Source organism: Tessaracoccus sp. ZS01 (assembly GCF_022342445.1).
In the GTDB taxonomy this organism is placed as follows: domain Bacteria; phylum Actinomycetota; class Actinomycetes; order Propionibacteriales; family Propionibacteriaceae; genus Arachnia.
Map to the genome: position 1 here is coordinate 183,730 of NZ_PQFE01000001.1, position 26,853 is coordinate 210,582.

22 protein-coding genes are annotated in these 26,853 nt (G+C 68.6%); 14 read left to right on the top strand and 8 right to left on the bottom strand.

Annotation, left to right across the window (positions count from 1 at the left end):
• Positions 1-29: 29 nt before the first annotated feature.
• The gene (gene polA, locus C3E87_RS00905; RefSeq protein WP_076059398.1) at positions 30-2,699 is read left to right on the top strand and encodes a DNA polymerase I; all 2,670 of its coding nucleotides are present in this window, start codon (positions 30-32) and stop codon (positions 2,697-2,699) included.
• A 3-nt stretch (positions 2,700-2,702) separates the two neighbouring features.
• On the opposite strand, the gene C3E87_RS00910 is transcribed toward polA, so the two are convergent.
• Positions 2,703-3,458: a class F sortase gene (locus C3E87_RS00910; protein ID WP_143570833.1), complete on the bottom strand. Its 756-nt coding sequence runs from the start codon at positions 3,456-3,458 to the stop codon at positions 2,703-2,705.
• A gap of 210 nt (positions 3,459-3,668) precedes the next feature.
• Here C3E87_RS00910 and rpsA point away from each other — a divergent pair, with 210 nt between their 5' ends.
• Positions 3,669-5,114: a 30S ribosomal protein S1 gene (gene rpsA / locus C3E87_RS00915; RefSeq protein ID WP_076058328.1), complete on the top strand. Its 1,446-nt coding sequence runs from the start codon at positions 3,669-3,671 to the stop codon at positions 5,112-5,114.
• An 84-nt stretch (positions 5,115-5,198) separates the two neighbouring features.
• Here rpsA and C3E87_RS00920 read toward each other — a convergent pair whose 3' ends face one another.
• Complete coding sequence (locus tag C3E87_RS00920; RefSeq protein WP_143570834.1) at positions 5,199-5,354, bottom strand: lmo0937 family membrane protein; 156 nt, start codon at positions 5,352-5,354, stop codon at positions 5,199-5,201.
• Positions 5,355-5,417: 63 nt separating this feature from the next.
• On the opposite strand from C3E87_RS00920, the gene coaE reads away from it, so the two are divergent.
• Entirely contained in the window at positions 5,418-6,014 is a 597-nt protein-coding gene (coaE, locus tag C3E87_RS00925) for a dephospho-CoA kinase (protein ID WP_076058331.1), read from the top strand.
• Between the two features lie 9 nt (positions 6,015-6,023).
• Here coaE and gcvP read toward each other — a convergent pair whose 3' ends face one another.
• The 5 genes from gcvP to C3E87_RS00950 form a co-directional block, all read right to left on the bottom strand.
• A complete protein-coding gene (gene gcvP, locus C3E87_RS00930; protein ID WP_076058333.1) occupies positions 6,024-8,846 on the bottom strand; it encodes an aminomethyl-transferring glycine dehydrogenase in 2,823 nt (940 codons plus the stop codon).
• An 8-nt stretch (positions 8,847-8,854) separates the two neighbouring features.
• Positions 8,855-9,211, bottom strand: a complete 357-nt coding sequence (gene gcvH / locus C3E87_RS00935) for a glycine cleavage system protein GcvH (RefSeq protein ID WP_198928171.1) — start codon at positions 9,209-9,211, stop codon at positions 8,855-8,857.
• Between the two features lie 9 nt (positions 9,212-9,220).
• Entirely contained in the window at positions 9,221-10,339 is a 1,119-nt protein-coding gene (gcvT, locus tag C3E87_RS00940) for a glycine cleavage system aminomethyltransferase GcvT (protein WP_076058336.1), read from the bottom strand.
• A gap of 105 nt (positions 10,340-10,444) precedes the next feature.
• Positions 10,445-12,508: an excinuclease ABC subunit UvrB gene (gene uvrB / locus C3E87_RS00945; protein WP_076058338.1), complete on the bottom strand. Its 2,064-nt coding sequence runs from the start codon at positions 12,506-12,508 to the stop codon at positions 10,445-10,447.
• Positions 12,509-12,597: 89 nt separating this feature from the next.
• Positions 12,598-13,287 (bottom strand): maleylpyruvate isomerase family mycothiol-dependent enzyme, encoded by a 690-nt coding sequence (locus tag C3E87_RS00950; protein WP_076058341.1) that lies wholly within the window; start codon positions 13,285-13,287, stop codon positions 12,598-12,600.
• A 26-nt stretch (positions 13,288-13,313) separates the two neighbouring features.
• Between C3E87_RS00950 and uvrA the strand changes: the two genes are divergently transcribed.
• Positions 13,314-16,157, top strand: coding sequence for an excinuclease ABC subunit UvrA (uvrA, locus tag C3E87_RS00955; RefSeq protein ID WP_083665300.1), 2,844 nt, complete (start codon positions 13,314-13,316; stop codon positions 16,155-16,157).
• Between the two features lie 37 nt (positions 16,158-16,194).
• Here the strand turns inward: uvrA and C3E87_RS00960 are convergent, their stop codons facing one another.
• On the bottom strand, positions 16,195-16,785 hold the full coding sequence (locus C3E87_RS00960) for a hypothetical protein (protein WP_143570835.1): 591 nt from the start codon (positions 16,783-16,785) through the stop codon (positions 16,195-16,197).
• A 45-nt stretch (positions 16,786-16,830) separates the two neighbouring features.
• Here C3E87_RS00960 and uvrC point away from each other — a divergent pair, with 45 nt between their 5' ends.
• From uvrC to tpiA, 10 genes are all read left to right on the top strand, one after another.
• Complete coding sequence (uvrC, locus tag C3E87_RS00965) at positions 16,831-18,750, top strand: excinuclease ABC subunit UvrC (RefSeq protein WP_076058346.1); 1,920 nt, start codon at positions 16,831-16,833, stop codon at positions 18,748-18,750.
• Positions 18,751-18,823: 73 nt separating this feature from the next.
• Entirely contained in the window at positions 18,824-19,417 is a 594-nt protein-coding gene (locus C3E87_RS00970; protein ID WP_076058348.1) for a biotin transporter BioY, read from the top strand.
• The gene (locus tag C3E87_RS00975; protein ID WP_076058351.1) at positions 19,414-20,124 is read left to right on the top strand and encodes an energy-coupling factor ABC transporter ATP-binding protein; all 711 of its coding nucleotides are present in this window, start codon (positions 19,414-19,416) and stop codon (positions 20,122-20,124) included. The genes C3E87_RS00970 and C3E87_RS00975 overlap by 4 nt, the downstream gene beginning before the upstream one ends.
• The gene (locus C3E87_RS00980) at positions 20,121-20,741 is read left to right on the top strand and encodes a CbiQ family ECF transporter T component (RefSeq protein WP_076058353.1); all 621 of its coding nucleotides are present in this window, start codon (positions 20,121-20,123) and stop codon (positions 20,739-20,741) included. The genes C3E87_RS00975 and C3E87_RS00980 overlap by 4 nt, the downstream gene beginning before the upstream one ends.
• Before the next feature lie 10 nt (positions 20,742-20,751).
• Positions 20,752-21,618: an RNase adapter RapZ gene (rapZ, locus tag C3E87_RS00985; protein WP_076058356.1), complete on the top strand. Its 867-nt coding sequence runs from the start codon at positions 20,752-20,754 to the stop codon at positions 21,616-21,618.
• Positions 21,615-22,562, top strand: coding sequence for a uridine diphosphate-N-acetylglucosamine-binding protein YvcK (yvcK, locus tag C3E87_RS00990; RefSeq protein WP_076058358.1), 948 nt, complete (start codon positions 21,615-21,617; stop codon positions 22,560-22,562). The genes rapZ and yvcK overlap by 4 nt, the downstream gene beginning before the upstream one ends.
• A 49-nt stretch (positions 22,563-22,611) precedes the next feature.
• Positions 22,612-23,592 carry a DNA-binding protein WhiA gene (gene whiA, locus C3E87_RS00995; protein WP_076058361.1) on the top strand — a complete coding sequence of 327 codons (981 nt, stop codon included), beginning with the start codon at positions 22,612-22,614 and terminating at the stop codon, positions 23,590-23,592.
• Between the two features lie 113 nt (positions 23,593-23,705).
• Positions 23,706-24,701 carry a type I glyceraldehyde-3-phosphate dehydrogenase gene (gene gap / locus C3E87_RS01000; RefSeq protein ID WP_076058364.1) on the top strand — a complete coding sequence of 332 codons (996 nt, stop codon included), beginning with the start codon at positions 23,706-23,708 and terminating at the stop codon, positions 24,699-24,701.
• 105 nt (positions 24,702-24,806) lie between these two features.
• Positions 24,807-26,021 (top strand): phosphoglycerate kinase, encoded by a 1,215-nt coding sequence (pgk, locus tag C3E87_RS01005; protein WP_076058366.1) that lies wholly within the window; start codon positions 24,807-24,809, stop codon positions 26,019-26,021.
• A complete protein-coding gene (tpiA, locus tag C3E87_RS01010; protein ID WP_076058369.1) occupies positions 26,021-26,800 on the top strand; it encodes a triose-phosphate isomerase in 780 nt (259 codons plus the stop codon). The genes pgk and tpiA overlap by 1 nt, the downstream gene beginning before the upstream one ends.
• Positions 26,801-26,853: the final 53 nt, after the last annotated feature.

Consider the following 26,853-nt stretch of genomic DNA (forward strand, 5'->3'; position numbering starts at 1 on the left):
CCACGGTAGGCTCTTGAGCTGTGACTGACGTGAAGAAACTGCTGCTGATCGACGGACATTCCGTGGCCTACCGGGCGTTCTTCGCCCTGCCGGTGGAGAGTTTCGCCACCCGCACCGGCCAGCACACCAACGCGGTCTTCGGCTTCACGTCCATGCTGATCAACGTGCTGCGCGACGAGCAGCCCACGCACATCGCCGTCGCGTTCGACGTGGCGCGCGAGTCCTTCCGTACCGAGCAGTACCCGGAGTACAAGGCGAACCGCTCGAAGTCCCCGGACGAGTTCAAGGGCCAGGTGGCCCTCGTCAAGGACGTGCTCGACGCGCTGCGGATCCCGTTCGTCGAGATGGCCGGCTACGAGGCCGACGACCTGATCGCGACGCTCTCCACCCGTGCCGCCAGTGAGGGCTTCGACACCTACATCGTCTCCGGCGACCGCGACGCCATGCAGCTCGTGAACGAGCACGTCACCCTGCTCTACCCCCGCCGAGGTGTCTCGGACCTGGCCCGGATGACGCCGGCCGCGGTGGAGGAGAAGTACCTGGTGCCGCCCGCCCGCTACCCCGAGATCGCCGCGCTGGTGGGGGAGACGAGCGACAACCTCCCGGGCGTGCCCGGGGTAGGCCCCAAGACCGCCGCGAAGTGGATCGCGCAGTTCGACGGGCTGGACAACATCGTCGCCCGCGCCGAGCAGATCCCCGGCAAGGCCGGCGAGTCGCTGCGCGCGCACCTGGACGACGTGGTGCGCAACCGCCGCCTCAACGCGCTGGTCTGCGACCTCGACATCGACCTGGCGCTGCCGGACACGGTCCGCGTGGACTGGGACCGGGAGCGCGTACACGAACTGTTCGACGCCCTGGAGTTCCGCGTGCTGCGCGAGCGGCTGCTGGAGTTGGCCGCCTCCGCTGAGCCGGTGGCGACCGAGAGCTTCGCCGTCGAGGGGGCTCGGCTGGAGCAGGGCGAGGTGGCCGCATGGCTCGCTGCGCACGCCCAGCAGGCAACTGCCGTCCACTTCCTCGGCACCTGGGGTGCGGGTGGAGGGGACCTGACCGCCCTGGCGCTGGCAGCATCGGACAACTCGGGGGCGTACGTCGACACGGCGGATCTCACCCCGGAGGACGACAAGGCCCTCGCGGAGTGGCTGGCCGACGGCTCTCGGCCCAAGCTGATCCACGAGGCCAAGGGCCCCACTCTGGCGTGCTGGAGCAGGGGCTGGGACCTGGACGGCGTGCAGCTCGACACGCTGCTGGCCGCGTACCTGCTGCGTCCTGACCAGCGCACCTACGACCTCTCAGACCTGGTGGTGCGCTACCTGCACCGCGACCTCGCCGTGCAGCAGCAGGCCGACGACGAAGCGCAACTGGCGCTGGACTTCGGCGAGGAGGACGACTCCGCAGTCGAATCCGCCCTGCTGCACGCGCGGGCCGTGCACGACCTGGCAGAGGTGCTGTCCGAGCAGCTCGCCGAACGCAACGCGGCCGCCCTCATGACGGGGGTCGAACTGCCCCTGCAGCGGACGCTGGCCACCATGGAGAAGCTCGGCATCGCGGTCGACGTGGACCGCCTGCACACCCTGCGCGACGAGTTCGACCGCGCCGTGCAGGACGCCCAGCAGGCCGCGTTCGACGTGCTCGGGCACGAGGTCAACCTCGGTTCGCCCACGCAGCTGCAGGGGGTCCTGTTCGACGAACTGGGGATGCCGAAGACCAAGCGCACCAAGTCCGGCTACACGACTAACGCCGAGGCCCTCGAACAGCTCTTCGAGAAGACGGAGCACCCGTTCCTCGGGCACCTGCTGGCCCACCGCGACCGGATCAGGTTGCGCCAGACCGTCGACGGGCTGCTGGCCACGGTGCGGCCGGACGGCCGCATCCACACCAGCTACATGCAGGCGATCGCGGCGACGGGTCGCCTGTCGTCGACAGACCCGAACCTGCAGAACATCCCCATCCGCACGTCGGTGGGCCGCCAGATCCGGGCCGCGTTCGTGCCGGGGGACGGGTACGAATCGCTGATGTCGGCGGACTACTCGCAGATCGAGATGCGCATCATGGCGCACGGCAGCAAGGACCCGGGGCTGATCGAGGCCTTCGAGTCGGGCCGCGACTTCCACGGCGAGATGGCGTCCCTGGTGTTCGGCGTCGAACCCGGAGGTGTCACGCAGGAGATGCGGGCGAAGATCAAGGCGATGAACTACGGCCTGGCCTACGGGCTGAGCGCCTTCGGCCTGTCCAACCAGCTGAAGATCTCTGTCGGTGAGGCGCGCGACCTCATGGACGACTACTTCTCCCGCGTCGGCGGCGTGCGCCAGTACCTTGCCGCCATCGTCGAGGAGGCCCGCCGCGTCGGGTACACCGAGACCATGCTGGGCCGTCGCCGGTACCTGCCAGACCTCACCACCACCAACCGGCAGCGCCGGGAGATGGCGGAGCGGGCCGCGCTCAATTCGCCCATCCAGGGGTCTGCCGCAGACGTGATCAAGGTCGCCATGATCAACGTCGGTCGCGCGCTGGACGACGCGGGGCTCGCCAGCCGGATGCTGCTTCAGGTGCACGACGAACTGGTTCTCGAGATCGCCCCGGGCGAGCGAGAGACCGTCACCGAACTGGTGGCGCGCGAAATGGGCGGTGCCGCGAAGCTGCTGGTGCCGCTCGAGGTGTCGATCGGCGTGGGCGACAGCTGGCAGTCTGCCGCCCATTAGGACTCAGGCGGCAGGGACCACCGGGTCTGCGTAGAACAGGATCCGGGAGTCCCACGCCTTGGTGCTCGCCTCGTAGTCCCAGCAGATCACGATGGCCAGCTGGGGCGCGCCTTCGAAGTCGACCATCACGTCGGAATCAGGGTCGTAGTCCTCGACCCACACCTTCACGGCCTCCGTGTATTCGTAGCACTGCACCTGGCCGTCGCTGCCGTACAGCTTGATCACGTCGCCGGGTTCCAACTGGGACCTGCCGCCCTCGTACATCTCGTTGCCGAGGGCGGGCGGCAGGCTGGGGTTGTAGGTGTGGATGGACAGGACGGCCTTGCCGTGGGCGGCGCCGGGCTTGGGGCCGCCGCTCCACCAGGAGGCGGTGCGGGGCTGGTCGAACGGGGGAGCGGCGATGTTGCCGTCCTTGTCCAGGTTCAGCGCGATGACCCGCTCGTCGGCGCCCAACGACTCGATGGTGAACCGCTGCGGCACGAAGCCGTCCGAGACCGCCGTGCACTCCGCGAGGGCCGGGTTGCCCGACGGCGGGGCCTGGCCGGCAGGTGACGCCGAGGGCGTCGCCGGAGCCGGCGACGGGAGCGCGGTGGTGGAGGCCGGGGCGGGGGACGAACTGGCTGGAGCCGCAGGCCCGGCCGCGGGTGCACCGCCGCGGGTGAGCGCGAAGACCAGCAGCGCGATCACCCCGACGACGGCGGCCAACAGGACGAGGAGGCGCGCGGAGCGCCGGCGCTGGGGTTCGGGGGTCTGCGACACGTGGGCAAGCATAGGCATTGGCCGGATCGGACCATAACCGCTAGTGTTCTCCGGTTGGCCCCGATTTCGACTTCAGGTTGCCGTTGCTCGACGAAGAGCGGTAGGCTGAGCGGGCACTGTGGCCTGCGTTCTCTCGGACGGAGTAGAGAGCGGTGATTCGTCACGGGCGCAGTGCATCCATTTTCATCCACTATTTCGGAGCCCTACTACATGACCTCCTCCACTGAGGCCTCGACTGTCGCAGTCGATGACATTGGCACCCGCGAAGATTTCCTCGCTGCGGTTGACGCCACCATCATTTCTTTCAACGACGGGGACATCGTCTCCGGCACCGTCGTCAAGGTTGACCGGGACGAGGTCCTGCTCGACATCGGTTACAAGACCGAAGGCGTCATCCCCTCGAAGGAGCTGTCCATCAAGCACGACGTCGATCCTTTCGACGTCGTCCAGGTGGGTGATGTGATCGAGGCCCTCGTCCAGACCAAGGAGGACAAGGAAGGCCGCCTCATCCTGTCCAAGAAGCGCGCACAGTACGAGCGCGCCTGGGGCACGATCGAGAAGATCAAGGAAGAGGACGGCGTTGTCACCGGCTCCGTCATCGAGGTTGTCAAGGGCGGCCTGATCGTCGACATCGGCCTGCGTGGCTTCCTGCCCGCGTCGCTGGTCGAGATGCGTCGCGTCCGCGACCTCCAGCCCTACGTGGGCATGGAGCTCGAGGCCAAGATCATCGAACTCGACAAGAACCGCAACAACGTGGTCCTGTCGCGTCGGGCCTACCTCGAGCAGACCCAGTCGGAGGTCCGCCAGACCTTCCTCACGCAGCTCCAGAAGGGCCAGATCCGCAAGGGTGTCGTGTCCTCCATCGTCAACTTCGGCGCGTTCGTCGATCTCGGCGGCGTGGACGGCCTCGTGCACGTCTCGGAGCTCAGCTGGAAGCACATCGACCACCCGAACGAGGTTGTCGAGGTCGGCATGGCCGTCACCGTCGAGGTGCTCGAGGTGGACATGGACCGCGAGCGCGTCTCCCTGTCGCTCAAGGCCACCCAGGAAGACCCGTGGCAGACCTTCGCGCGTCTGCACCAGATCGGTCAGATCGTGCCCGGCAAGGTCACCAAGCTGGTTCCGTTCGGTGCGTTCGTCCGCGTCGGCGAGGGCATCGAGGGCCTGGTCCACGTGTCCGAGCTCGCTGAGCGTCACGTCGAGATCCCGGAGCAGGTTGTCGCCGTCGGTGACGACCGTATGGTCAAGGTCATCGACATCGACCTCGAGCGTCGCCGCGTCTCGCTGTCGCTGAAGCAGGCCAACGAGGGCATCGACGTCGCCGCAATCGACTTCGACCCGGCCCTCTACGGCATGCAGGCGTCCTACGACGAGCAGGGCAACTACATCTACCCCGAGGGCTTCGACCCCGAGACGAACGACTGGAAGGAAGGCTTCGACGAGCAGCGCGCTGCTTGGGAGGCCCAGTACGCCCAGGCGCACGCTCTGTGGGAGGCCCACAAGGCTCAGGTGGAGTCCGCCGAGACTGCCGAACGCGATGCCACCGTCGAGGCTGCCGCCGGTTACACCTCGACCGACGTCGAGACCGACGGGGCCGGCTCGCTGGCTTCCGACGAGTCGCTGCAGGCTCTGCGCGACAAGCTCGCCGGTAACTGATCCCGCGTCACCGACAAGGCCCGCCCCCGAATGGGGGCGGGCCTTGTGGTTCCGGTGCCAGGTGGTTTTCCTGGGTCGGTCTGATCAGACGCCGCGGCGCCCGGTCACGAGGTTGACGATCAGGACGATGAGCGCGATCACCAGCAGAATGTGGATGAAGGCGCCGCCCACCTTCAGGAGGAAGCCGAGCAGCCATAGAATGACCACCACGACGAGAACGATCCACAGGATGCGTGCCATGAGGTTTCCTTTCATGCCGTTGTCAGGTTCGGGTTCGTTTCAGCCTACAGGGAGGTGGGGGCGGTGGTAAGGGTTGGCCTGACAGGGGGTATCGCCTCCGGGAAGTCCTTCGTCGCGGACGAACTCGAGGCCCGCGGCGCGGTGATCATCGATTCGGATCTGCTCGCACGGGAAGTGGTGCAGCCGGGCACCCCGGGCCTGGCCGCCGTCGTCGAGCGGTTCGGCGAGGACATCCTGACGCCTGAGGGGATGCTCGACAGGCCACGGCTCGGCCGGCTGATCTTCGCCGATGACGCTGCGCGCGAGGACCTCAACGCCATCGTCCACCCGCTGGTGCGCGCCAGGAGCGCGGAAATGGAGCAGAAGGCGCCTGCGGACGCCGTCGTCGTCCACGTGATCCCGTTGCTGGTGGAGACCGGCCAGCAGGACCTGTTCGACGAGGTGGTCGTCGTGGACGTGCCGGTCAACACCCAGATACTGCGCCTCATGCACCGCAACAACCTGAGCCGCGACGAGGCCTACCAGCGGATCATGGCACAGGCCTCCCGCGTGGAGCGGCGCGCGGCAGCCACCCAGGTCATCGACAACGACGGTGACCAGGCGTCGACCGTCCGCCAGGTCGAGCAGTTGTGGGAGAAACTCAGCAACTCTGCGACCTGAGCGCCGCTCCTACTCCTCGCCCCAGGGCGGGCAGCTGCACACGAGGTTGCGGTCGCCGTAGGCGTTGTCGATGCGTCCCACCGCGGGCCAGTACTTGTCGACGCGGAACGCGCCCGCCGGGAAGCAGCCCTGCTCCCGCGTGTACGGGCGGTCCCAGTCGGCCACGAGGTCCTCGACGGTGTGCGGGGCGTGCCGGAGCGGCGACTCGGCGGCGCTGACCTCCCCGTCGATCACCTGCCGGGCCTCGCGGGCGATGTCCAGCATGGCGGTGACGAAGCGGTCCAGCTCAGCGAGGGGCTCCGATTCCGTCGGCTCGATCATCAACGTGCCGGCCACCGGGAAGCTCATGGTGGGCGCATGGAAGCCGTGGTCGATGAGCCGCTTGGCGATGTCGTCGACCGTCACGCCGGACTTCGTCCAGCCGCGCGGATCCACGATGCACTCATGGGCCACGCGGCCGCGGGCGCCGGTGTACAGGATGGGGTAGGCCTCGGCGAGCCTGCTCGCGAGATAGTTGGCCGAGAGGATGGCCACCTTGGTGGCCTGGGTGAGGCCTGCGCCGCCCATGAGCAGCACGTAGGCCCATGAGACCAGCAGGATCGACGCGGACCCGTGATTGGCGCCGGAGACGGCACCGGGGGCGCCCGCCTGCGGATCGGAGGGGAGGAACGGTGCCAGGTGGCGCTGCACGCCGATCGGCCCCATGCCGGGCCCCCCACCGCCGTGCGGGATGGCGAAGGTCTTGTGCAGATTGAGGTGGCTGACATCCCCGCCGATCTCGCCCGGCCTGACCAGACCCACCATGGCGTTGAGGTTGGCGCCGTCGATGTAGACCTGGCCGCCGTGCTCGTGGGTGATGTCGCAGACCTGGCGCACCGTCTCCTCGAATACGCCGTGGGTGGACGGGTAGGTGATCATCACCGCCGCGAGTCTGCTGCCGGCTTCGGCGGCCTTGGCGCGGAAGTCGTCGAGGTCGATCTCCCCGTCGGCCGTCGCCTTCACCGCCGTCACCTTCATGCCGGCCATCTGGGCGGAAGCCGGGTTGGTGCCATGGGCCGAGGTGGGGATGAGGCACACGTCCCGGTCGTCGCCGTTGGCCCGGTGGTAGGCCGCGATGGTGAGCAGGCCCGCATACTCGCCCTGCGCGCCGGAGTTGGGCTGCATCGAGAACGCGTCGTAGCCCGTGATCTCGCAGAGCTTGGCCTCGAGGTCGGCGATCAGTTCGGCGTAGCCCTGCGTCTGGTGGGCGGGGGCGTAGGGGTGCAGTTCGGCGAACCCGGGCCAGCTCAGGGGCCGCATCTCGACGGCCGCGTTGAGCTTCATGGTGCAGGAGCCCAGCGGGATCATGGCGCGGTCGAGCGCCAGGTCGCGGTCCGACAGGCGGCGCATGTAGCGCATCATCTCCGACTCGGCCCGGTTGAGGTGGAACACCGGGTGGGTGAGGTAGTCGGTGGTGCGGAGCAGGTCGTCCGGCAGCGCGGGGACGGCGGTCAGCCCGGGGCGCTCGTCGATCCCGAACGCGTCGAGCACGCGGGCGACGATGTCCAGGTCCGTGGTCTCGTCGACGGAGATGCCGACGCGGTGCCGGCCGATGCGGCGCAGGTTGATCCCGCGGTGCTCGGCGGCGGCGATGATCCCCGCCTGGCCCACGCCGACGTCGACGGTGATGGTGTCGAAGAAGACCTCGGGTTCGACGGCGGCGCCGCCGTCGCGGAGGGCGGCGGCAAGCGTGGCGGCAGTGAGGTGGGTTCGCTGGGCGATGGAGCGCAGGCCCGTGGGCCCGTGGAAGACGGCGTAGAACGAGGCCATCACCGCCAACAGGGCCTGGGCGGTACAGACGTTGGACGTGGCCTTCTCGCGGCGGATGTGCTGCTCCCGGGTCTGGAGCGCGAGCCGGTAGGCGCGGTTGCCCCGGGCGTCCTTGGAGACGCCGACCAGACGGCCGGGCAGGGCGCGCTTGAGCTCGTCGCGACACGACATGAACGCCGCGTGCGGCCCGCCGAAGCCCATCGGCACACCGAAGCGCTGCGAGGAGCCGATGGCGATGTCGGCGCCCATCGAGCCGGGGTCCTTGATCAGGCACAGGGCGAGCAGGTCCGTGGCGACGACCGCGATGCCGCCGCTGTCCTTGACGGCGTGACACTGGTCCGTGAGGTCGCGGACGTGCCCGTAGGTGCCGGGGTGCGCGAAGATGGCGCCGAAGAACCCGTCTGCGACGAAGTCGCCCACGGGGCCGACCACGAGGTCGATGCCGAGCGGCTCGGCGCGCGTGGCCAGCACGGCGAGCGTCTGGGGGTGGAGGTCGTCGGCGGCGAAGAACCGGTGCGAGGTGGCTTTGGCGGTGCGTTTCGCCATGGCCATCGCCTCCGCGGCGGCGGTGGGCTCGTCGAGGAGGCTGGCGTTGGCGAGGGGGAGCCCGGTGAGGTCCGCCACCATCGTCTGGAAGTTCAGCAGCGCCTCCAGCCGGCCCTGCGAGATCTCCGGCTGGTACGGCGTGTAGGCCGTGTACCAGGCGGGGTTCTCGAACACGTTGCGCTGGATGACCGGCGGGGTGACCGTGCCGTAGTAGCCCTGGCCGATGAGCGAAGTCAGCACGGTGTTCTTGGCGGCCACGTCGCGGAGCTTCTGCGTGACCTGGTGCTCCGTGAGGGGCTCCCAGCCCAGCGGCTGCGACTGGTGGAGACCACGGGGGACGGTCTGCTCGATGAGTTCGTCGAGAGAGCCGACGCCCACGGCCTCCAGCATTGAGGCCATCTCGATGCGGCTCGGGCCGATGTGGCGCAGCGTCGCGAAGTCGTCCGGCTGCACGTCCGGGCGGTCCCACGTGGTCATCGGTGTCCCTAGCCGATCATCGAGCGGTAGGCGTCCTCGTCCATCAGCGATTCCGCCGCGGCGGGATCCGACGGGCGGATCTTGATGAACCAGGTCTGCATCGCGGAGTGGGGCGTCACCGATTCAGGGGAGTCCGCCAGGGACTCGTTGACCTCGGTGATCTCACCGTCGTAGGGGGCGTTGATGCCGGAGACGGCCTTGGCGGAGTCGATGCCCACGATCTCCTCACCCGCGGTGACCGTGGTGCCGGCATCGGGCAGGTCGATGAAGACGATGTCGCCGAGTTCCGAGGCGGCGTGGTCGGTGATCCCGACTTCGAACGACTCGGTGTCGACCCACTCGTGTTCGTCGGTGAACTTGATCATGGTGCTCCTCTAGCGCTTGTACTGGTGGGGGACGAACGGTAGTTCCGTGACGGTCAGCGGCAGGGCCTTGCCCCGGACCTGGGTGTAGAAGGTTGCTCCGGCCGTGGCGCCGGTGGGCACCAAGCCCATGGCGACGGGGCCGCCGGCGGTCGCGCCGAAGCCGCCCGAGGTGATGACGCCGACCTGTTCGGTGCCCTGCTCGTCGGCGAATAGGGGAGCACCCTCGCGGGCCACGGCCCTGCCCTCGGGGCGCAGGCCCACGCGCTCGCGCGCGGCGCCCTCGTCGAGTTGCCGGAGGATGACCTCCGCGCCGGGGAAGCCGCCGGCCCTGGAGCCACCGGAGCGGCGGACCTTCGGGATGGCCCAGGCGATGCCGGCCTCGACCGGGGTGATGTCTTCCGCGAGCTCGTGGCCGTAGAGGCACATGCCGGCCTCCAAGCGGAGGGAGTCGCGGGCGGCCAGACCGGCCGGGGCCACGTCGTCCAGCGCCAACAGCGCGCGGGCGAAGGCCTCCACCTGCTCGTTGGGGAGGGAGATCTCGAAGCCGTCCTCACCGGTGTACCCGGAGCGCGAGATCCACAGCTCGGCGCGCACGCGTCCCGGGTCAGGCAGCACGAGGGAGTCCATGAAACGCATGGCGGGGACTTCGGGCACCAGGGTGGCGAGCGTCTCCTCGGCCTTCGGCCCCTGCAGCGCCAGCAGCGACCTGTCCGTCAGGTGCTCGACGGTGACGTCCTCCAGCGTCCGCAGCAGCGCCAGGTCCGCGTCGGTGCGCGACGCGTTGAGGACCAGGAAGAACCGGTCTCCGTGGTGCGCGAACATCAGGTCGTCCACCACGCCGCCGGCATCGTTGGTGAGCAGGCCGTAGCGCTGCCGGCCCTCCTCGAGCCCCGCGACGCTCGCCGGGATGAGGGTCTCCAGCGCTGCCGCCGCGTCCGCCATGTCGCCTGAGCGGGGGCGGATGAGCACCTGCCCCATGTGGGACACGTCGAACAACGACGCCGCCCCGCGGGTGTGATGGTGTTCCTTCAGGCCGCCCTCGAACTGGACGGGCATGTCCCAGCCTGCGAAGTCGACGAGCTTGGCGCCCAACTGGGTATGGAGTTCATGCAGCGCCGTGGTCTTCATCGACGTCGGGCCCCTTCCCGGCACGCGTGCCGACGGTTGGACAACGCATCCAGGCTAGCTGCGCACCAGTGCCGCGGTGCGCGGAACGGGGGAATCCGCGCAGGCTCAGCGCGTGGCCTCGATCATGCCGCGCAGATCCCGTTTCAGGTCCACGATCTCGTCGCGGTGGCGGGCGGCCACCTCGAACTGCAACTCCGCCGCCGCCTGGTGCATCTGGGCGGTGAGGTCCTCGATGAGCTTCGCGAGTTCCTCCTGGGCCATGGCGGTGGCATCCAGGCCGCGGCCCTTACGTCGGCCACCGGAAGCCGCCTCCTCGAGCAGTTCGGTGGTGTCCGCGTCCTCGCGAGCGAGCATCTCCGAGACGTCGCCGATGCGCTTGCGCAGCGGTTGCGGGTCTATGCCGTGCTCGGTGTTGTACGCCACCTGGACGGCGCGTCGACGGTTGGTCTCGCCGATGGCGGCCTCCATCGACGGCGTGATCTTGTCTGCGTACATGTGCACCTGGCCGGCGACGTTTCGGGCGGCACGGCCGATGGTCTGGATCAGGGACCGCTCGGAGCGTAGGAAGCCCTCCTTGTCGGCGTCCAGGATGGCCACCAGCGACACCTCCGGGAGGTCGAGACCTTCGCGGAGCAGGTTGATGCCCACCAGCACGTCGTACTCGCCGAGGCGCAGCTCGCGCAGGAGTTCGATGCGGCGGATGGTGTCGATGTCGGAGTGCAGGTAGCGGGTGCGGATGCCGTGGTCCATCAGGTAGTCGGTGAGGTCCTCGGCCATCTTCTTGGTGAGCGTGGTGACGAGCACCCGCTCGTTGCGCTCCACGCGGAGCTTCACCTCGCCCATGAGGTCGTCGATCTGCCCACGCGTGGGCTTGAGGATGACCTCCGGATCCACCAGACCGGTGGGGCGGATGATCTGCTCCACCACGCCGTCGGCCCGTTCCATCTCGTACGGGCCGGGCGTGGCCGAGAGGTAGACGGACTGCCCGATGCGCTCCACGAACTCGTCGAACTTCAGCGGCCGGTTGTCGATGGCGCTGGGCAACCGGAACCCGTGCTCGACGAGGGTGCGCTTGCGGGAGGCGTCGCCCTCGTACATGCCGCCGATCTGGGGGATGGTGACGTGGGACTCGTCGACCACCAGTAGGAAGTCTTCGGGGAAGTAGTCCAGCAGGCAGGACGGGGCGGACCCGGGGGCGCGGCCGTCGATGTGGCGCGAGTAGTTCTCGATGCCGGAGCAGGTGCCGATCTGGCGCATCATCTCGATGTCGTAGTGCGTGCGCATCCGCAGGCGCTGAGCCTCGAGCAACTTGCCCTGCGCCTCGAACTCGGCGAGCCGCAGCTCCAGCTCGCGCTCGATGCCAGCGATGGCGCGCTCCATGCGGTCCGCGCCGGCCGAATAGTGGGTGGCGGGGAAGATGTAGGCCTCGCTCTCCTCGTGGATCACGTTGCCCGTCAACGGGTGCATGGTGACGATGCGCTCCACCTCGTCGCCGAAGAACTCCACGCGCAGCGCGTTCTCCTCGTACATGGGGAACACCTCGAGGGTGTCGCCCTTCACCCGGAAGGTGCCGCGTCCGCCGCCGATGTCGTTGCGGGCGTACTGGATGTCCACCAGATGGCGCAGGAGGGTGTCGCGTTCGTACTCGTCGCCGACGCGCAGCGTGACCCGCTGCTTCAGGTACTCCTCCGGCGTGCCCAGGCCGTAGATGGCCGACACGGTGGCCACGACGATGCAGTCCCTGCGGGTGAGGAGCGACGACGTGGCGGCGTGCCGCATCCGCTCGACCTCCTCGTTGAGCGAGGAGTCCTTCTCGATGTAGGTGTCCGTCTGGGGCAGGTATGCCTCGGGCTGGTAGTAGTCGTAGTAGGAGACGAAGTATTCGATGGCGTTGTTGGGCATCAGGTCGCGCAGCTCGTTGGCGAACTGCGCGGCCAGGGTCTTGTTGGGCTGCATCACGAGGATGGGGCGCTGGAGGCGCTCCGCCAGCCACGCCACCGTCGCCGTTTTGCCGGTACCGGTGGCGCCCAGCAGCACGACGTCCTGCTGGCCGGCGTTGATCCGCTGCTCGAGGTCTGCGATGGCCCTGGGCTGGTCACCGGACGGCGAGAACTCCGAGACGACCTCCAACGGGGCCACCTGGCGCTGCAGTTCTTCGATGGGACGCATGACTCACAGCGTAGTCGCGGCGTCTGACAGACAGCGCGTCAGTTCTGCGAGCCCCCATCAGACACAACTCAGCGCTGCGTGAGCAGCAGCTAGTCGTCGGCGCGGTAGATCCGGCTCGACTCCACGCCACGCATCAGCCAGGCGAGGAGGTCTGCGGCCGGCCCGTGGAAGGTGGCCGGTTCTACCGTGCGGCCCACGGTGCCCTCGTAGCCCTCATCCGCCACGAGGCGCAGCGGAGGGTAATCGTCGCGGTGCCCGATGCGCTCCACCTGGAAGGCCAGCAGCGCGAGCGCGACGTCGGGGGCCAGCACGGCTGGCGTGAAGTGCGCGTCGAGGTCGAGATGGTGGAGCACCACCTCGCTGAGCCGGGCGAGCGGGACGTGGCGGGCGGGGATGTGGTGGCCGTCGCGGAGCCTGATCTCCCGCTGGTCGCCCTCCAGTTCCGGGAGGAGTTCCTGGAGTTCGCTGGCGCTGGTGTCGAGGTCGATCTGCAGAGCGAGGCCGCCGGAGATGGCGCCCAGCTCGATGGCCTGGTGGTCTTCGCCGCGTGAGCCGTACATCTCGCTCTGCACGCCCTCCTGGAGTTCGCCGATCACCCGGACCATCGCACGGGCCCCCTCGGCGAGGTGCGCGGCCACGTGGCTGCGTGACCAGCCGCTCAACTTCGTGGGGCCGGCCCAGTCTTCGTCGGTGAAGCCGATGGTCGTCCCGAGTAGCAGCGACGTGTGCTCGCGCACGGCGCTCACCACGTCGCCGAACGGCAGGCGGTTCATCGGCATGTGCCCCAAACTAGCAAAGACGTACCATTACGGGCGTGAATGATCGGCTCATTGTGCGTGGCGCACGCGTACACAACCTCAAGAATGTCTCCGTCGACCTGCCCCGCGACTCACTCATCGTGTTCACCGGACTCAGCGGATCGGGAAAATCGTCGTTGGCGTTCGACACGATCTTCGCTGAGGGGCAGCGGCGCTACGTCGAGTCGCTGTCGGCCTATGCCCGCATGTTCCTGGGCCAGATGGACAAGCCGGATGTCGACTTCATCGAGGGGCTCTCGCCGGCGGTGTCGATCGACCAGAAGTCGACGTCGCGCAACCCCCGCTCCACGGTGGGCACCATCACGGAGGTCTACGACTACCTGCGCCTGCTCTACGCGCGCATCGGCGTCCCGCACTGCGAGGTGTGTGGCGCCGTCATCGGGAAGCAGACCCCGCAGCAGATCGTGGACCGCATGATGGGCGAGGAGGAGGGCACCCGCTTCCAGATCCTGGCTCCGCTGGTGCGCGGTCGCAAGGGCGAGCATGCGGACCTGTTCCGCCAACTGATCGGCGACGGGTATGCCCGCGTCCGCATCGACGGCGAGACCTATTCGCTCACGGAACTGCCAGCCGTGGCCAAGACCTACAAGCACGACATCGACGTGGTGGTGGACCGCGCGGTGGTGCGGCCCAACGCCAAGCAGCGCATCACCGAATCGATCGAGACGGCCCTCAACCTCGCCGGCGGCGTGGTCACGATCGACTTCGTGGACCGCCCCGAAGGGGACCCTGAGCGCGAGCGTCGCTTCTCGGAGAAGATGGGCTGCCCCAACGAACACGACGTCAACATCGACGAACTCGAGCCGCGGCAGTTCTCGTTCAACGGCCCGTGGGGGGCCTGCCCCGAGTGCTCGGGCCTCGGCACGCTGCTGGACCCGGACCCCGAGCTGATCATCCCCAACGACGACCTCTCGGTGGAGGACGGCGCCATCGCGCCCTGGACCACGCCGACGATCAAGCAGCACTACGCCCGCGTCCTCGAGTCGCTGGGGGAGGAGCACGACTTCTCGTTGACCACTCCTTGGAAGGACCTGTCCGCCGCCACCCGCAAGCTGCTGCTGCACGGCGCCAAGGGCAACGTGGTGGTCAAGTACCGCAACCGGTTCGGCCGGGTGCGGGCGTTCTCTCAGAAGTATGAGGGCGTCATTCCCTTCATCCGGCGGCGGTTCGACGAGGCCGAGACGGACGCGGCGCGGGACCGGTGGGGCGGCTACATGCGCGAGATCGACTGCGCGCGCTGCGAGGGCGCCAGGCTCAAGGCCGCGTCGCTCGCGGTCACCGTGGCGGAGCGCAACATCTCCCAGCTGGCCAACCTGTCGATCGGTGAGGCCGCGGAGTTCCTGGGCGCGCTGCAACTGTCGGAGCGGGAGGCTGCCATCGCGGAGCGGCTCATCAAGGAGATCAACCTGCGGCTGCGCTTCCTGCTCGACGTGGGGCTCGACTACCTCTCGCTCTCGCGCGCCGCCGGCACGTTGTCGGGCGGCGAGGCGCAGCGGATCCGTCTCGCCACCCAGATCGGGTCCGGCCTCGTGGGCGTCCTGTACGTGCTCGACGAGCCGAGCATCGGCCTCCACCAGCGCGACAACCTGCGCCTCATCGAGACGCTGCACCGGCTCCGCGACCTCGGCAACACGCTGATCGTCGTCGAGCACGACGAGGACACCATCCGCGCCGCGGACTGGGCGGTCGACATCGGCCCAGGGGCGGGCGAGGGTGGCGGCGAGGTCGTCATCAGCGGCACCGTGGAGGAACTGCTCAACCACCCCGAGTCCAAGACCGGCGCCTACCTGTCCGGCCGGCTCGAGATCCCGGTACCGGCCGTGCGGCGTCCGGGCAACGGGCTGCAACTCGTCGTCAAGGGGGCGCGCGAGCACAACCTGCGCAACATCGACGTGACCTTCAACCTGGGCCAGTTCATCGCCGTGACCGGGGTCTCCGGTTCGGGCAAGTCGTCGCTGGTCAACTCCATCCTGTACACCGCCGCGGCCAAGGCCATCTACGGCGCGAAGGCCGTGCCCGGGCGGCACAAGTCGCTCGAGGGGCTCGAACACCTCGACAAAGTGATCTCGGTGGACCAGTCGCCGATCGGACGCACCCCCCGGTCGAACCCGGCCACCTACACCGGCGTGTTCGACAAGGTGCGGGCACTGTTCGCCAAGACGCCGGAGGCGAAGGTCCGCGGCTACATGCCCGGCCGCTTCTCCTTCAACGTGAAGGGCGGCCGGTGCGAAAACTGCATGGGCGACGGCACCATCAAGATCGAGATGAACTTCCTGCCGGACGTCTACGTGCCGTGCGAGGTCTGCCACGGGGCCCGGTACAACCGCGAGACGCTCGAGGTGCACTACAAGGGCAAGACCATCGCCGAGGTGCTCGACATGCCCATCAGCGAGGCGGCCGTCTTCTTCGAGTCGATCTCGTCCATCGCCCGGTACCTCAAGACGCTGGAGGAGGTGGGCCTCGGCTACGTCCGCCTGGGCCAGCCGGCCACGACCCTGTCGGGCGGCGAGGCGCAGCGCGTGAAGCTCGCGGCTGAGTTGCAGAAGCGCTCCACCGGCCGCACTCTCTACGTCCTCGACGAGCCGACCACCGGTCTCCACTTCGAGGACATCCGCCGCCTGCTGGCCGTGCTGCAGCGCCTCGTCGACCAGGGCAACACCGTCGTGACCATCGAACACAACCTCGACGTGATCAAGAGCACGGACTGGGTGATCGACATGGGGCCAGACGGAGGGACGCGCGGTGGCACCGTCATCGCGACCGGCACTCCCGAGGAGGTCGCGGCGACGGCGGGCTCAGCCACCGGCGAGTTCCTGAAGAAGCTGCTGTGAGCGGAAGTCCCGCGGCACCCCGGCGGGACCGCCCGGATCAGGCGGGATAGAGCGGGCGCAGCGACTCCGGCGCGATGCGCCCGGCGGACCATCTACCGGCGAAGTAGATGAACAGCGCCGCGCCGAACAGCGGCAGGGCTGGCTTCCGGGGGTCCCACGGACCCCGCAGCGAGTTGATGTACTGGTCGCGGTTCAGGGCCACCACGCCGTCCTGGCCGCCCTCGCAGGCGACCTGGTAGCGGCCCGGCTCGGCGTAGAACGAGGTACCGACGGTGGGCGGGTCCGACGCGTAGCGCCACGGCTCCTGCAGGAGTTCGTAGCCCTCCGCGTCCGTGATCGTGCAGGGGGGCAGTTCGGCCTCGTGGCGGATCAGCACGTAGGAGTCCGCCGAGGTGATCGAGATGGACCCGTCCGTGCCTGGCACGTGTCGTTGGGGCACGTAGTCGTCGCGCATGCCGGTGAACTGGCCGAGCAACAGCGCCGCGGCGGGTGCCGCCAACGCCAGCGCCGCGATGATGGTGACCACCTGCACGACGAAGGCGATGCGGCGGCGCTTGCGCCAGGCGCGCATCTGCAGGACGAGTTCCTCGCGGGCCGACAAGGAAGTCTCTCGGTGACTCGTGGTCATGGCTCAAGGATAAGCCCGCATTCCGCGGCTGAGTAGGCTGCAGACATGGCCGATCCCGCGAGCTACCGCCCCCGTCCGGGCAGCATCCCGACAGATCCCGGGGTTTACCGGTTCTTCGACGCGTTCGGCCATGTTCTGTACGTCGGCAAGGCGAAGAATCTGCGCCAGCGGCTCAACTCGTACTTCGCGGACCCAGCCGCCCTGCACTTCCGCACCCAGACGATGGTGCGCACCGCAGCGAAGGTGGAGTGGACGGTGGTGGCCAACGAGTTGGAGGCACTCCAGCTCGAGTACACCTGGATCCAGCAGTTCGACCCGCGGTTCAACGTCAAGTACCGCGACGACAAGTCCTACCCCTGGCTGGCCGTCACCATGAACGAGGAGTTCCCGCGCGTGTTCGTCGGGCGCGGCGCCAAGAAGCGCGGGGTGCGGTACTTCGGCCCGTTCGGGCAGGCGTGGGCCATCCGCGAAACCGTCGACCTGCTGCTGCGGGTGTTCCCCATGCGGTCCTGCACGCAGGGCGTGTTCAACAGGGCCAGGTCCGCCGGCAGGCCGTGCCTCCTCGGCGACATCGGCAAGTGCAGCGCCCCCTGCGTCGGACAGGTGAGCCCGGAGGAGCACCGTGCGATCGCCGAAGACTTCTGCTCCTTCATGGGCGGCAACACCGGCGGGATCATCGGCCGCATCGAGCGCGCGATGTACGACGCCTCGGCGGAGCTGAACTTCGAGCGCGCGGCCGTCCTCCGGGACTCGCTGACCGCCCTGCGCAAGGTGCAGGAGAAGAACTCTGTGGTGCTCAGCGACGGCCTGCGCGCCGACATCGTGGGCCTCTCGGACAACGGCCACCAGGTGGCCGTCCAGGTGTTCCACATCGTCGACGGGCGCATCCGGGGCGAACGAGGCTGGATCGCCGACCGGGCCGACGACCGTTCGCTGACGGAACTGCTCGAAGCCTTCCTCGAGCAGTTGTACACCGACGACCTGGAGATCCCGCCGTACATCCTCAGCTCCGTGGAGGCGGAGGACACGCTCATCGCGCACCTGTCGAAGCGCCGCGGAGGCAAGGTGGACATCCGGGTGCCACTGAGGGGTGAGAAGCGGGCGCTGCTCGACACCGTCGTCCGCAACGCCGACATGGCGCTCGACCAGGCGAAGCTGCGCCGATCCACGGACCTCACGGCCCGTTCGCAGGCGCTGGACGAGATCTCCGAGGCGCTCGGCCTGGAGGAACCGCCGCTGCGGATCGAGTGCTACGACATCTCGCACACCATGGGCACCGAGACCGTCGGCTCCATGGTGGTGTTCGAGGACGGGATCCCGCGCAAGAGCGAGTACCGCCGTTTCATCATCAAGAGCTTCGAGGGGTCCAACGACATCGCCGCCATGACCGAGGTGCTCAGCCGGCGCCTCCGGAGGCTGTCGGACGAACGCCAGTCCGACGTCAAGGTGGACGCCACGACGGGGGAGGCGGCCCGCTTCTCCTACGCGCCGGCGCTGATCGTCGTCGACGGCGGTCTGCCGCAGGTGAACGCCGCGGCGGCGGTGCTGAAGGAGTTCGGCTTCGACGGCGAGATCGCGCTCTGCGGCCTGGCCAAACGGCTCGAGGAGGTGTGGATCCCCGGCGAGGAGTACCCGCTGATCCTGCCGCGGGCCTCCGAGGGGCTGTACCTGCTGCAGCGGTTGCGGGACGAGGCGCACCGTTTCGCGATCACGCATCATCGGTCCAGGCGGGCGAAGACGGTGGTGGAGTCGGTGCTCGACGGCGTCCCTGGGCTGGGTGAGCTGCGCAGGAAGGCGCTGTTGAAGTACTTCGGTTCCATGCGGAAGCTGCGCCAGGCCAGCGTGGAGGAGATCGCGCAGGTGCCCGGTTTCGGCCCGCGGCTGGCCGCCTCCGTCAAGGCCGCCGTCGCCGACACGGGGGGAGAGGCGATCAACCTCACCACCGGCGAAGTCATCGACACCTGAGACACGCCCCGAGTTGAACAGTGTTCAAACAAGGTGCTTAAATTGTGCTCACTCATCACCCTAGGAGTGACCGATGTCCACCAGCACCGCTGTCGAGGCGCCACGCACCAAGGCCTTCGCGCCCGCCGACCTCGCGTACATCGCCGTGTTCGCCGCCTTGCTCTCGGCGCTGTCCCAGATCACCGTGTCCCTCGGGCCGGTGCCCTTCACGCTGCAGACCCTCGGCGTCGCCCTGACGGCGCTCGTCCTCGGCCCTTGGCGCAGCTCGGCAGCCGTCGTGCTGTACATCGTGGTCGGCGTGGCCGGGCTCCCCGTGTTCGCGGGAGGCAAGGCGGGCCTCTCCGCGTTCCTCGGCGCCACGGGCGGCTACCTCATCTCCTTCGTGGTCGCCGCGGTCCTCATCGGGTTCGTCGCGAAGTGGGCGCTGCACAAGGGTCTGTCGCCCATGACGCCCGTGTGGTTCTTCGTCGGGTGCCTCGCCGCGCGGTACCTCGTGATCCTCCCGATCGGCGTGGGCTGGCTCTCGGCCTACCTCGACAAGCCCTTCTTCGACGCCATGGTCACCATCGACATGCCATTCTGGATCTGGGACGCAGCCAAGAGCCTCTTCGCCGTGCTGATCGCCGTCGCGGTGCACAAGGCCTTCCCGAGGCTGCTCGGCCGATGATCCAGCTCCGCGACGCCCGCGTGGTCGTCCCCGCCTCCCGGCAGGGCGACCCGGACCGGGTATTGCTCGCGGGGGTCACACTGGACCTCGCCGAGCGGCGCGTCGCCGTCATCGGCGCCAACGGCTCCGGAAAGTCGACGCTGCTCCGACTGCTCAACGGCCTGCGCACCGTCACCTCGGGCCAGGTGCTCGTGGACGGCCTCGACGCAGACCGCGACGGCAAGGCGGTGCGGCAGAAGGTGGGCTTCATCTTCACGGACCCCCTGGCGCAACTGCTGATGTCGACGCCCGTGGAGGACGTCGAACTCAGCCTGCGCAGCCTGATCAGCAACCGCGCCGAACGCACCGCCCAGGCCCACGCCCTCCTTGAGGAGCGCGGCATCGGGCACGTCGCGCACCAGTCGATCTACGACCTCAGCGGCGGTGAGCGTCAACTCGTGGCGCTCACCAGCGTGCTGGCCGTCGAGCCCGCCATCCTCGTGGCCGACGAACCCACCACGCTGCTGGACCTGCGCAACAAGCTGATGCTCCGCCGCGTCTTCGCCGAGCTGGACCAGCAGATCGTCTTCTCCACCCACGACCTCGACGTCGCACTGGACGCCGAGCGGGTCATCGTCGTCGACGGTGGCCGCATCGTCGCCGACGGCGAGCCGGGCGAAACGGTCGACTTCTACACGCGCATCATGGCGGACAGGGTGGGGGCGTGAACGCCCACACCAGTGTGCTGGGCATCTTCGAGCCCGGCGACGGGTGGCTCTTCAGGGCACGCGTGGGGACGAAGTACCTCCTCCTGCTGGCGTTGGCGGTGCCGCCCATCTTCATCTTCCAGTGGTGGGCCACCGCCGCCGGCGTCGTACTGGTGCTGGCCGCCCTGCTGACGGCCGGGCTCGGGCTCCGCAAGATATTCGGCTTCGGCTGGTACATCTGGTTCTTCCTCGCGCTGCTCGCTGCGTACCAGCTCGTGGGGTTGCGCTGGGAGCCCGCGTTCGTGACGCCGGGCAACATGCTGCTGGGCGTGCTCGCGGCGCGGATGCTCACCCTGACCACCTCGACGGCGGACCTGCTCGACGCCCTCACCCGCGGCCTCGGGGTCCTGCGGTACGTGCGGATCAACCCCGATGCAGTGGCCCTCATGGTGGCGCTGATGCTGCGCTCCATCCCGTTCCTGGCCGGGTCCATCGAGGACGCCCGCGCCGCAGCCCGCGCCCGTGGGAAGGAACGCAACCTGGCTCTGCTGCTGACCCCTGCCGTCGTCAACGCGGTGTCATTCGCGCAGCGGACAGGCGAGGCGCTCCATGCGCGGGGGCTGCCGGAAGAGCACTAGGGTGGGCGCCATGACCGACGTCGCGCACCAGGAGTTCGCCATCATCACCGGCCTGTCCGGTGCTGGGCGACGCACGGCAGCCCACGCCATGGAGGACCTCGGCTGGTTCACCGTCGACAACCTGCCTCCCGTCATGTTGCCCGGGCTGGCGCAGACGCTGCTCAACGACGGCGTGTACAAGGTGGCGGTCGTGGCGGACGTGCGCAGCCGCGAACAGTTCGAGCAGTTGCCGGCCGCGTTGGCCGCGCTGGAGGCCGCGGGTGGCCGCGTCACGACGGTCTTCCTCGAGGCGGACGACGACATCATCGTGCAGCGCCAGGAATCCAACCGACGCCCGCTGCCGCTCCAGGGCGGCGACCGGCTGATCGAGGGCATCGCCCGTGAGCGCCGCCTGCTCGCAGACATCCGCGCCACCGCCGACATCGTCGTCGACACCACCCGCCTCTCCGCCCGCCAACTGGTGCAGCGCGTGGCCAACCACTTCGGCGACGAGGCAACCGACAAGCTCAAGATCGCGCTGATCTCCTTCGGCTTCAAGAACGGGGTACCCGTCGACGCCGACATGGTCTTCGACGTGCGCTTCCTCCCCAACCCGTACTGGATCCCCGAATTGAGGCCGAAATCCGGGCTCAGCAAGGACGTGGCGCAGTACGTGCTCAAGCAGCAGGCGGCCCAGCGGTTCCAGGAACACATGGTGGAGCTCCTGGCCACGGTCGCCCCTGGCTACCTCAACGAGGGCAAGCGCCAGGTGACCGTCGCGATCGGGTGCACCGGCGGCAAGCACCGCTCCACCAGCATGAGCGAAGAACTGTCCATGAGGTTGCGTGAGCACGGCTTCCCGACCACGGTGCTGCACCGGGATCTGGGGAAGGAATGACCATCACCTCCCTGCCCAAGGTGGTCGCCCTCGGCGGCGGCCACGGCCTCGCCGCGTCCCTGACGGCGCTGCGCCGCGTCACGGACCAGCTCACCGCCGTCGTGACGGTCGCGGACGACGGGGGCTCCTCTGGACGGCTGCGCCGGGAGTTCAACTGTCTCCCGCCCGGAGACCTCCGCATGGCGCTGGCGGCGCTCTGCTCCGACGACCACGCCGGCCGCACCTGGGCGAACGTGCTGCAGTCGCGGTTCACGGGCGACGGTCCGCTGGGTGGGCACGCCATCGGCAACCTCCTGATCGCCGGCCTCTGGCAGCAGTTCGAGGACCCGGTCCAAGGTCTCGACATGGTCGGCGACCTGCTGCGCACCCGGGGACGCGTGCTGCCCATGAGTTCCGTGCCGCTCGAGATCGAGGCCGACGTGTTGGGCCTGGACCCGTTCGCGCCCGACGAGGTGTGCACCCTGAGCGGCCAGGCCACCGTCGCCAAGACCAGGGCGGAAGTGCAGCGGGTCAGGCTCGTGCCGGACCAGCCCCCAGCGCGACCCGAGGCGGTGGCGGCGATCATGGCGGCCGACGCCGTCGTGCTCGGCCCGGGTTCCTGGTTCACGTCAGTGCTTCCGCACCTCCTCGTGCCGGAGCTTGCGGAGGCCATCGTCACGACGAAGGCGCAGCGGATCCTCGTCCTCAACATCACCGCCGCGGCGGAGACCGACGGCTTCTCCGCCGCCCGCCACATCGAGACGCTCGCAGAGCATGCACCGAACCTCCGCCTCGACGTGGTCATCGCGGACAGTCGCTTCACCGCGGACGACGAGCACATCGAGGGCTACGTGCAGTCGATGGGAGGGCGCCTCGTCCGGGCCGACGTCGCGTCCCGCGACGGGTCGTCCACCCACGACCGGCACCGCCTGGCGTCGGTGTTCAGCGAAGTGATCACCGGGTGAGGATCCTGACCCCCGTGCATGCCCGTCCGCATATGGCAGACTTCGCCCCATGGCTCTGACGCAGAAGGTGAAGGCCGAACTGGCCTCCGTCGTCGCGCCCCATCCGTCTGTGCGACGGGCCGAGGTGGCGGCGATGTTGCGCTTCGCCGGCGGCCTCCACCTGGTGGGTGGCCGCATCGTCGTGGAGGCGGAACTCGACACCGGGGGAGCGGCCCGGCGGCTGCGCAGCTTCATCAGCGACCTCTACACCATCGACACAGACCTGCTCGTGATCAACGCCTCCGGCGTGCGCCGCGGCCCCCGGTACTCGGTGCGCGCGGTGCAGGGCGGCGAACAACTGGCCCGCATGACGGGGCTGGTGGACCAGCACCGCCGGCCCGTGCGCGGCCTGCCTCCCATCGTCGTCGGCGGTTCCGCGGCCGACGCCGTGGCCGTGTGGCGCGGCGCGTTCCTGGCGCGTGGCTCGTTGACGGAGCCGGGCCGCTCGATGTCGCTGGAGATCACGTGCCCCGGCTCTGAAGCGGCCCTCGCCCTCGTCGGCGCGGCCCGCCGCCTGGGCATCGCCGTCAAGTCCCGGGAGGTGCGCGGGGTGGAGCGGGTGGTCATCCGCGACGGCGACTCCATCGCGGAACTGCTGACCCGCATGGGGGCACCTGAGACGCGGATCCTCTGGGAGGAACGCCGCCGCCGCCGCGAGGTGCGCGCCTCGGTGAACCGGCTGGCCAACTTCGACGACGCCAACCTGCGCCGCTCGGCCCGGGCCGCCGTCGCCGCCAGCGCCCGCGTGGAGCGCGCCATGGAGATCCTCGGCGACGAGGTGCCCGAACATCTGCGCGAAGCCGGCAACCTGCGGCTCCAGCACCGCCAGGCCAGCCTCGAGGAACTGGGCCAGCTGCACGAACCGCCGCTGACCAAGGACGCCATCGCTGGACGCATCCGACGCCTCCTCGCCACGGCGGACAAGGTGGCGGAAGAACGTGGGATTCCCACGACGGAGGCCAGCCTCCCGGCAGACCTCCAGGACGGCTGAGGTTACGCTCACTAAAACGACCCCACTCTTGCTCGAGATGCTCAAGTCGTTAGGATGAGGATGTCCATCCGCGCATCCGTGCGCTCGGTAGCTCGAAAGGGATCGAATTCCTCATGACCGTAAAGGTTGCAATCAACGGCTTCGGCCGCATCGGCCGTAACTTCTACCGCGCGCTCGTCGCTGCGGGGGCCGACATCGACGTGGTTGCCGTCAACGACCTGACCGACAACAAGACCCTCGCCCATCTGCTCAAGTACGACTCGATCCTGGGCCGTTTCCCCGGCGAGGTCAGCTACGACGATGACGCCCTGACCGTCGACGGCAAGGAGATCAAGGCGTTCGCGGAGAAGGATCCCGCCGCCCTGCCGTGGAAGGACCTCGGCGTCGACATCGTCATCGAGTCCACCGGCTTCTTCACCGACGCCACCAAGGCCCAGGCCCACATCCAGGCCGGCGCCAAGAAGGTCCTCATCTCGGCTCCCGCCAAGAATGAGGACATCACCATCGTCATGGGCGTCAACGACGAGCTGTACGACACCGAGAAGCACAACATCATCTCGAACGCGTCGTGCACCACCAACTGCCTCGCCCCCATGGCCAAGGCGCTCAACGACGGCATCGGCATCGTCAAGGGCCTCATGACCACCATCCACGCCTACACGCAGGACCAGAACCTGCAGGACGGCCCCCACAAGGACCTGCGTCGCTCGCGCGCCGCGGCCCTGAACATGGTGCCCACCACCACCGGTGCCGCCAAGGCCGTTTCGCTCGTGCTGCCCGAGCTCAAGGGCAAGCTCGACGGCTACGCCATGCGCGTGCCCACTCCCACGGGTTCCGCCACCGACCTCACCTTCGAGGCGTCCCGCGAGACCTCCGTCGAGGAGATCAACGAGATCATCAAGAAGGCCGCCGACGGCAAGGTCCTCGTCTACACCGAAGACGAGATCGTCTCCAAGGACATCGAGACCGATCCCGCCTCCTGCGTCTTCGATGCCAAGCTCACCAAGGTCATCGGCAACCAGGTCAAGGTTCTCGGCTGGTACGACAACGAGTGGGGCTACTCCAACCGTCTCGTCGACCTGACCGTCCTGGTCGGCTCGAAGCTCTGATCAACACCACCACCCACGTGGTCTGAGACAACGGCCCTGTGGCCCCGCCCGGGGCCACAGGGCCGTTGTCGCCGAAGAAGACATCTGAGAAGAAAGAGGACCGAAGTGAAGTCCGTTGCTGAGCTGGGCGATCTGTCCGGCAAGCGGGTACTCATCCGCTGCGATTTCAACGTCCCGCTGGACGCCGACAAGAACATCACCGACGACGGCCGCATCCGCGCCGCGCTGCCCACGCTGAGCGCCCTGCGCGACGCCGGCGCCCGCGTCGTCATCATGGCCCACCTCGGCCGTCCGAAGGGCGAGGCCAACCCCAAGTACTCCCTGGCCCCCGTCGCGGCCCGCCTCGCCGAGCTGCTCGGCTCCGAGGTCAAGCTGGCCACCGACGTGGTCGGCGAATCCGCCCAGGCCACCGTCGCCTCGCTGGCAGACGGCGACGTCGCCCTGCTGGAGAACGTCCGCTACGAGCCGGCCGAGGAGTCCAAGGACGAGGCCGCCCGCAAGGCGCTGGCCGAGAAGTACGCCGCGTTCGGCGACCTCTTCGTCTCCGACGGCTTCGGCGTCGTGCACCGTAAGCAGGCCTCGGTCTACGACGTGGCCTCGCTGCTGCCCAACGCCGCCGGTTCGCTGGTCGCCAAGGAGGTCGGCGTCCTCAAGCAGCTGACCGAGAGCCCCGAGCGGCCCTATGTCGTCGTGCTGGGTGGCGCCAAGGTCGCCGACAAGCTCCAGGTCATCGACAACCTGCTGAAGGTCGCAGACACGCTGGTCATCGGTGGCGGCATGCTGTTCACCTTCCTCAAGGCGCAGGGCATGAACATCGGCTCCTCGCTGCTCGACGAGGACAACCTGCAGACCTGCCGCGACTACCTCGCGCAGGCTGAGGCCGCCGGCAAGACGATCCTGCTGCCGGTCGATGTCCGCGTCGCCGACGGCATGGATTTCGACGCCCGCGAAGCCAAGGGCGAGGTGGAGGTCGTCGCTGCCGACGCCATCCCCGCAGGCAAGATGGGCCTCGACATCGGCCCCGAGAGCGAGGTGCTGTTCGCCGAGGCGATCAGGGGCGCCAAGACGGTGTTCTGGAACGGCCCCATGGGCGTGTTCGAGATCCCGGCTTTCGCCCAGGGCACCGCTGCGGTCGCCAAGGCCCTCACCGAAGTCGACGGCCTCTCCGTCGTCGGCGGCGGTGACTCCGCGGCCGCCGTGCGCGTCCTCGGCCACGCTGACGACGAGTTCGGCCACATCTCGACGGGCGGCGGCGCCTCCCTCGAGTTCCTGGAGGGCAAGGAACTGCCCGGTATCGCTGTTCTGGAAGGGGACAACTGATGACACGCAAGCCCATCATGGCCGGCAACTGGAAGATGAACGTCGACCACATCGAGGCCACCGGCCTGGTTGAGAAGCTGCACTACACGCTCGTCGACAAGGAATGGGATCCGGAGAAGTCCGACGCGGTGCTCTGCGTCCCCTTCACGGACCTGCGCACGGTGCGCACCCTCATCGACGGTGACCGCCTGAAGTTCGGCCTCGGTGCCCAGAACGTCTCGCAGCACGACAACGGCGCCTACACCGGTGAGATCTCGACGGCCATGCTGTCGAAGCTCGGCGTGCAGTACGTCATCGTCGGCCACTCCGAGCGCCGCGAGTACTACGGCGAGGACGACGCCCTCATCAACGCCAAGGCCGCTAAGGTCCTGGCCGCGGGCATGACCCCCATCGTCTGCGTGGGCGAGGGCCTCGACATCCGCAAGGCGGGGGAGCACGTCGAGTACACCCTCAACCAGGTGCGTGGCACGCTGGCCGGCCTGACGGCCGAGCAGGTCGCCGGCCTCGTGATCGCCTATGAGCCAGTCTGGGCCATCGGCACCGGCGAGGTCGCCACCCCGGAGAACGCCCAGGAGGTGTGTGGCGCCATCCGCAAGGAGGTCGCCGAGCTGTACGACGGACCCACCGCCGAGTCGGTGCGCATCCAGTACGGCGGCTCCGTCAAGTCCGGCAACGTGGCTCAGATCATGAGCCAGCCGGACATCGACGGCGCCCTGGTCGGCGGCGCGAGCCTCCAGCCCGAGGAGTTCGCGGCCATCGTCCGCTTCTACCAGTTCTGATCGCTGGCCGGGCGCTCACCTGACCCCGTCAGGAGGGCATGCCCACCTGAGAC

What these genes read in the sequence shown, in the direction of transcription:
- rpsA (WP_076058328.1), top strand. Translation starts at nt 3,669, where the DNA reads ATGACCTCCTCCACTGAGGCCTCGACTGTCGCAGTCGATGACATTGGC.
- C3E87_RS00920 (WP_143570834.1), bottom strand. Translation starts at nt 5,354, where the DNA reads ATGGCACGCATCCTGTGGATCGTTCTCGTCGTGGTGGTCATTCTATGG.
- gcvP (WP_076058333.1), bottom strand. Translation starts at nt 8,846, where the DNA reads ATGACCACGTGGGACCGCCCGGACGTGCAGCCGGACGACTTCGCGACG.
- gcvH (WP_198928171.1), bottom strand. Translation starts at nt 9,211, where the DNA reads ATGATCAAGTTCACCGACGAACACGAGTGGGTCGACACCGAGTCGTTC.
- gcvT (WP_076058336.1), bottom strand. Translation starts at nt 10,339, where the DNA reads ATGAAGACCACGGCGCTGCATGAACTCCATACCCAGTTGGGCGCCAAG.
- uvrB (WP_076058338.1), bottom strand. Translation starts at nt 12,508, where the DNA reads ATGCGTCCCATCGAAGAACTGCAGCGCCAGGTGGCCCCGTTGGAGGTC.
- C3E87_RS00950 (WP_076058341.1), bottom strand. Translation starts at nt 13,287, where the DNA reads ATGCCGATGAACCGCCTGCCGTTCGGCGACGTGGTGAGCGCCGTGCGC.
- C3E87_RS00960 (WP_143570835.1), bottom strand. Translation starts at nt 16,785, where the DNA reads ATGACCACGAGTCACCGAGAGACTTCCTTGTCGGCCCGCGAGGAACTC.
- uvrC (WP_076058346.1), top strand. Translation starts at nt 16,831, where the DNA reads ATGGCCGATCCCGCGAGCTACCGCCCCCGTCCGGGCAGCATCCCGACA.
- C3E87_RS00970 (WP_076058348.1), top strand. Translation starts at nt 18,824, where the DNA reads ATGTCCACCAGCACCGCTGTCGAGGCGCCACGCACCAAGGCCTTCGCG.
- C3E87_RS00975 (WP_076058351.1), top strand. Translation starts at nt 19,414, where the DNA reads ATGATCCAGCTCCGCGACGCCCGCGTGGTCGTCCCCGCCTCCCGGCAG.
- rapZ (WP_076058356.1), top strand. Translation starts at nt 20,752, where the DNA reads ATGACCGACGTCGCGCACCAGGAGTTCGCCATCATCACCGGCCTGTCC.
- yvcK (WP_076058358.1), top strand. Translation starts at nt 21,615, where the DNA reads ATGACCATCACCTCCCTGCCCAAGGTGGTCGCCCTCGGCGGCGGCCAC.
- whiA (WP_076058361.1), top strand. Translation starts at nt 22,612, where the DNA reads ATGGCTCTGACGCAGAAGGTGAAGGCCGAACTGGCCTCCGTCGTCGCG.
- gap (WP_076058364.1), top strand. Translation starts at nt 23,706, where the DNA reads ATGACCGTAAAGGTTGCAATCAACGGCTTCGGCCGCATCGGCCGTAAC.
- tpiA (WP_076058369.1), top strand. Translation starts at nt 26,021, where the DNA reads ATGACACGCAAGCCCATCATGGCCGGCAACTGGAAGATGAACGTCGAC.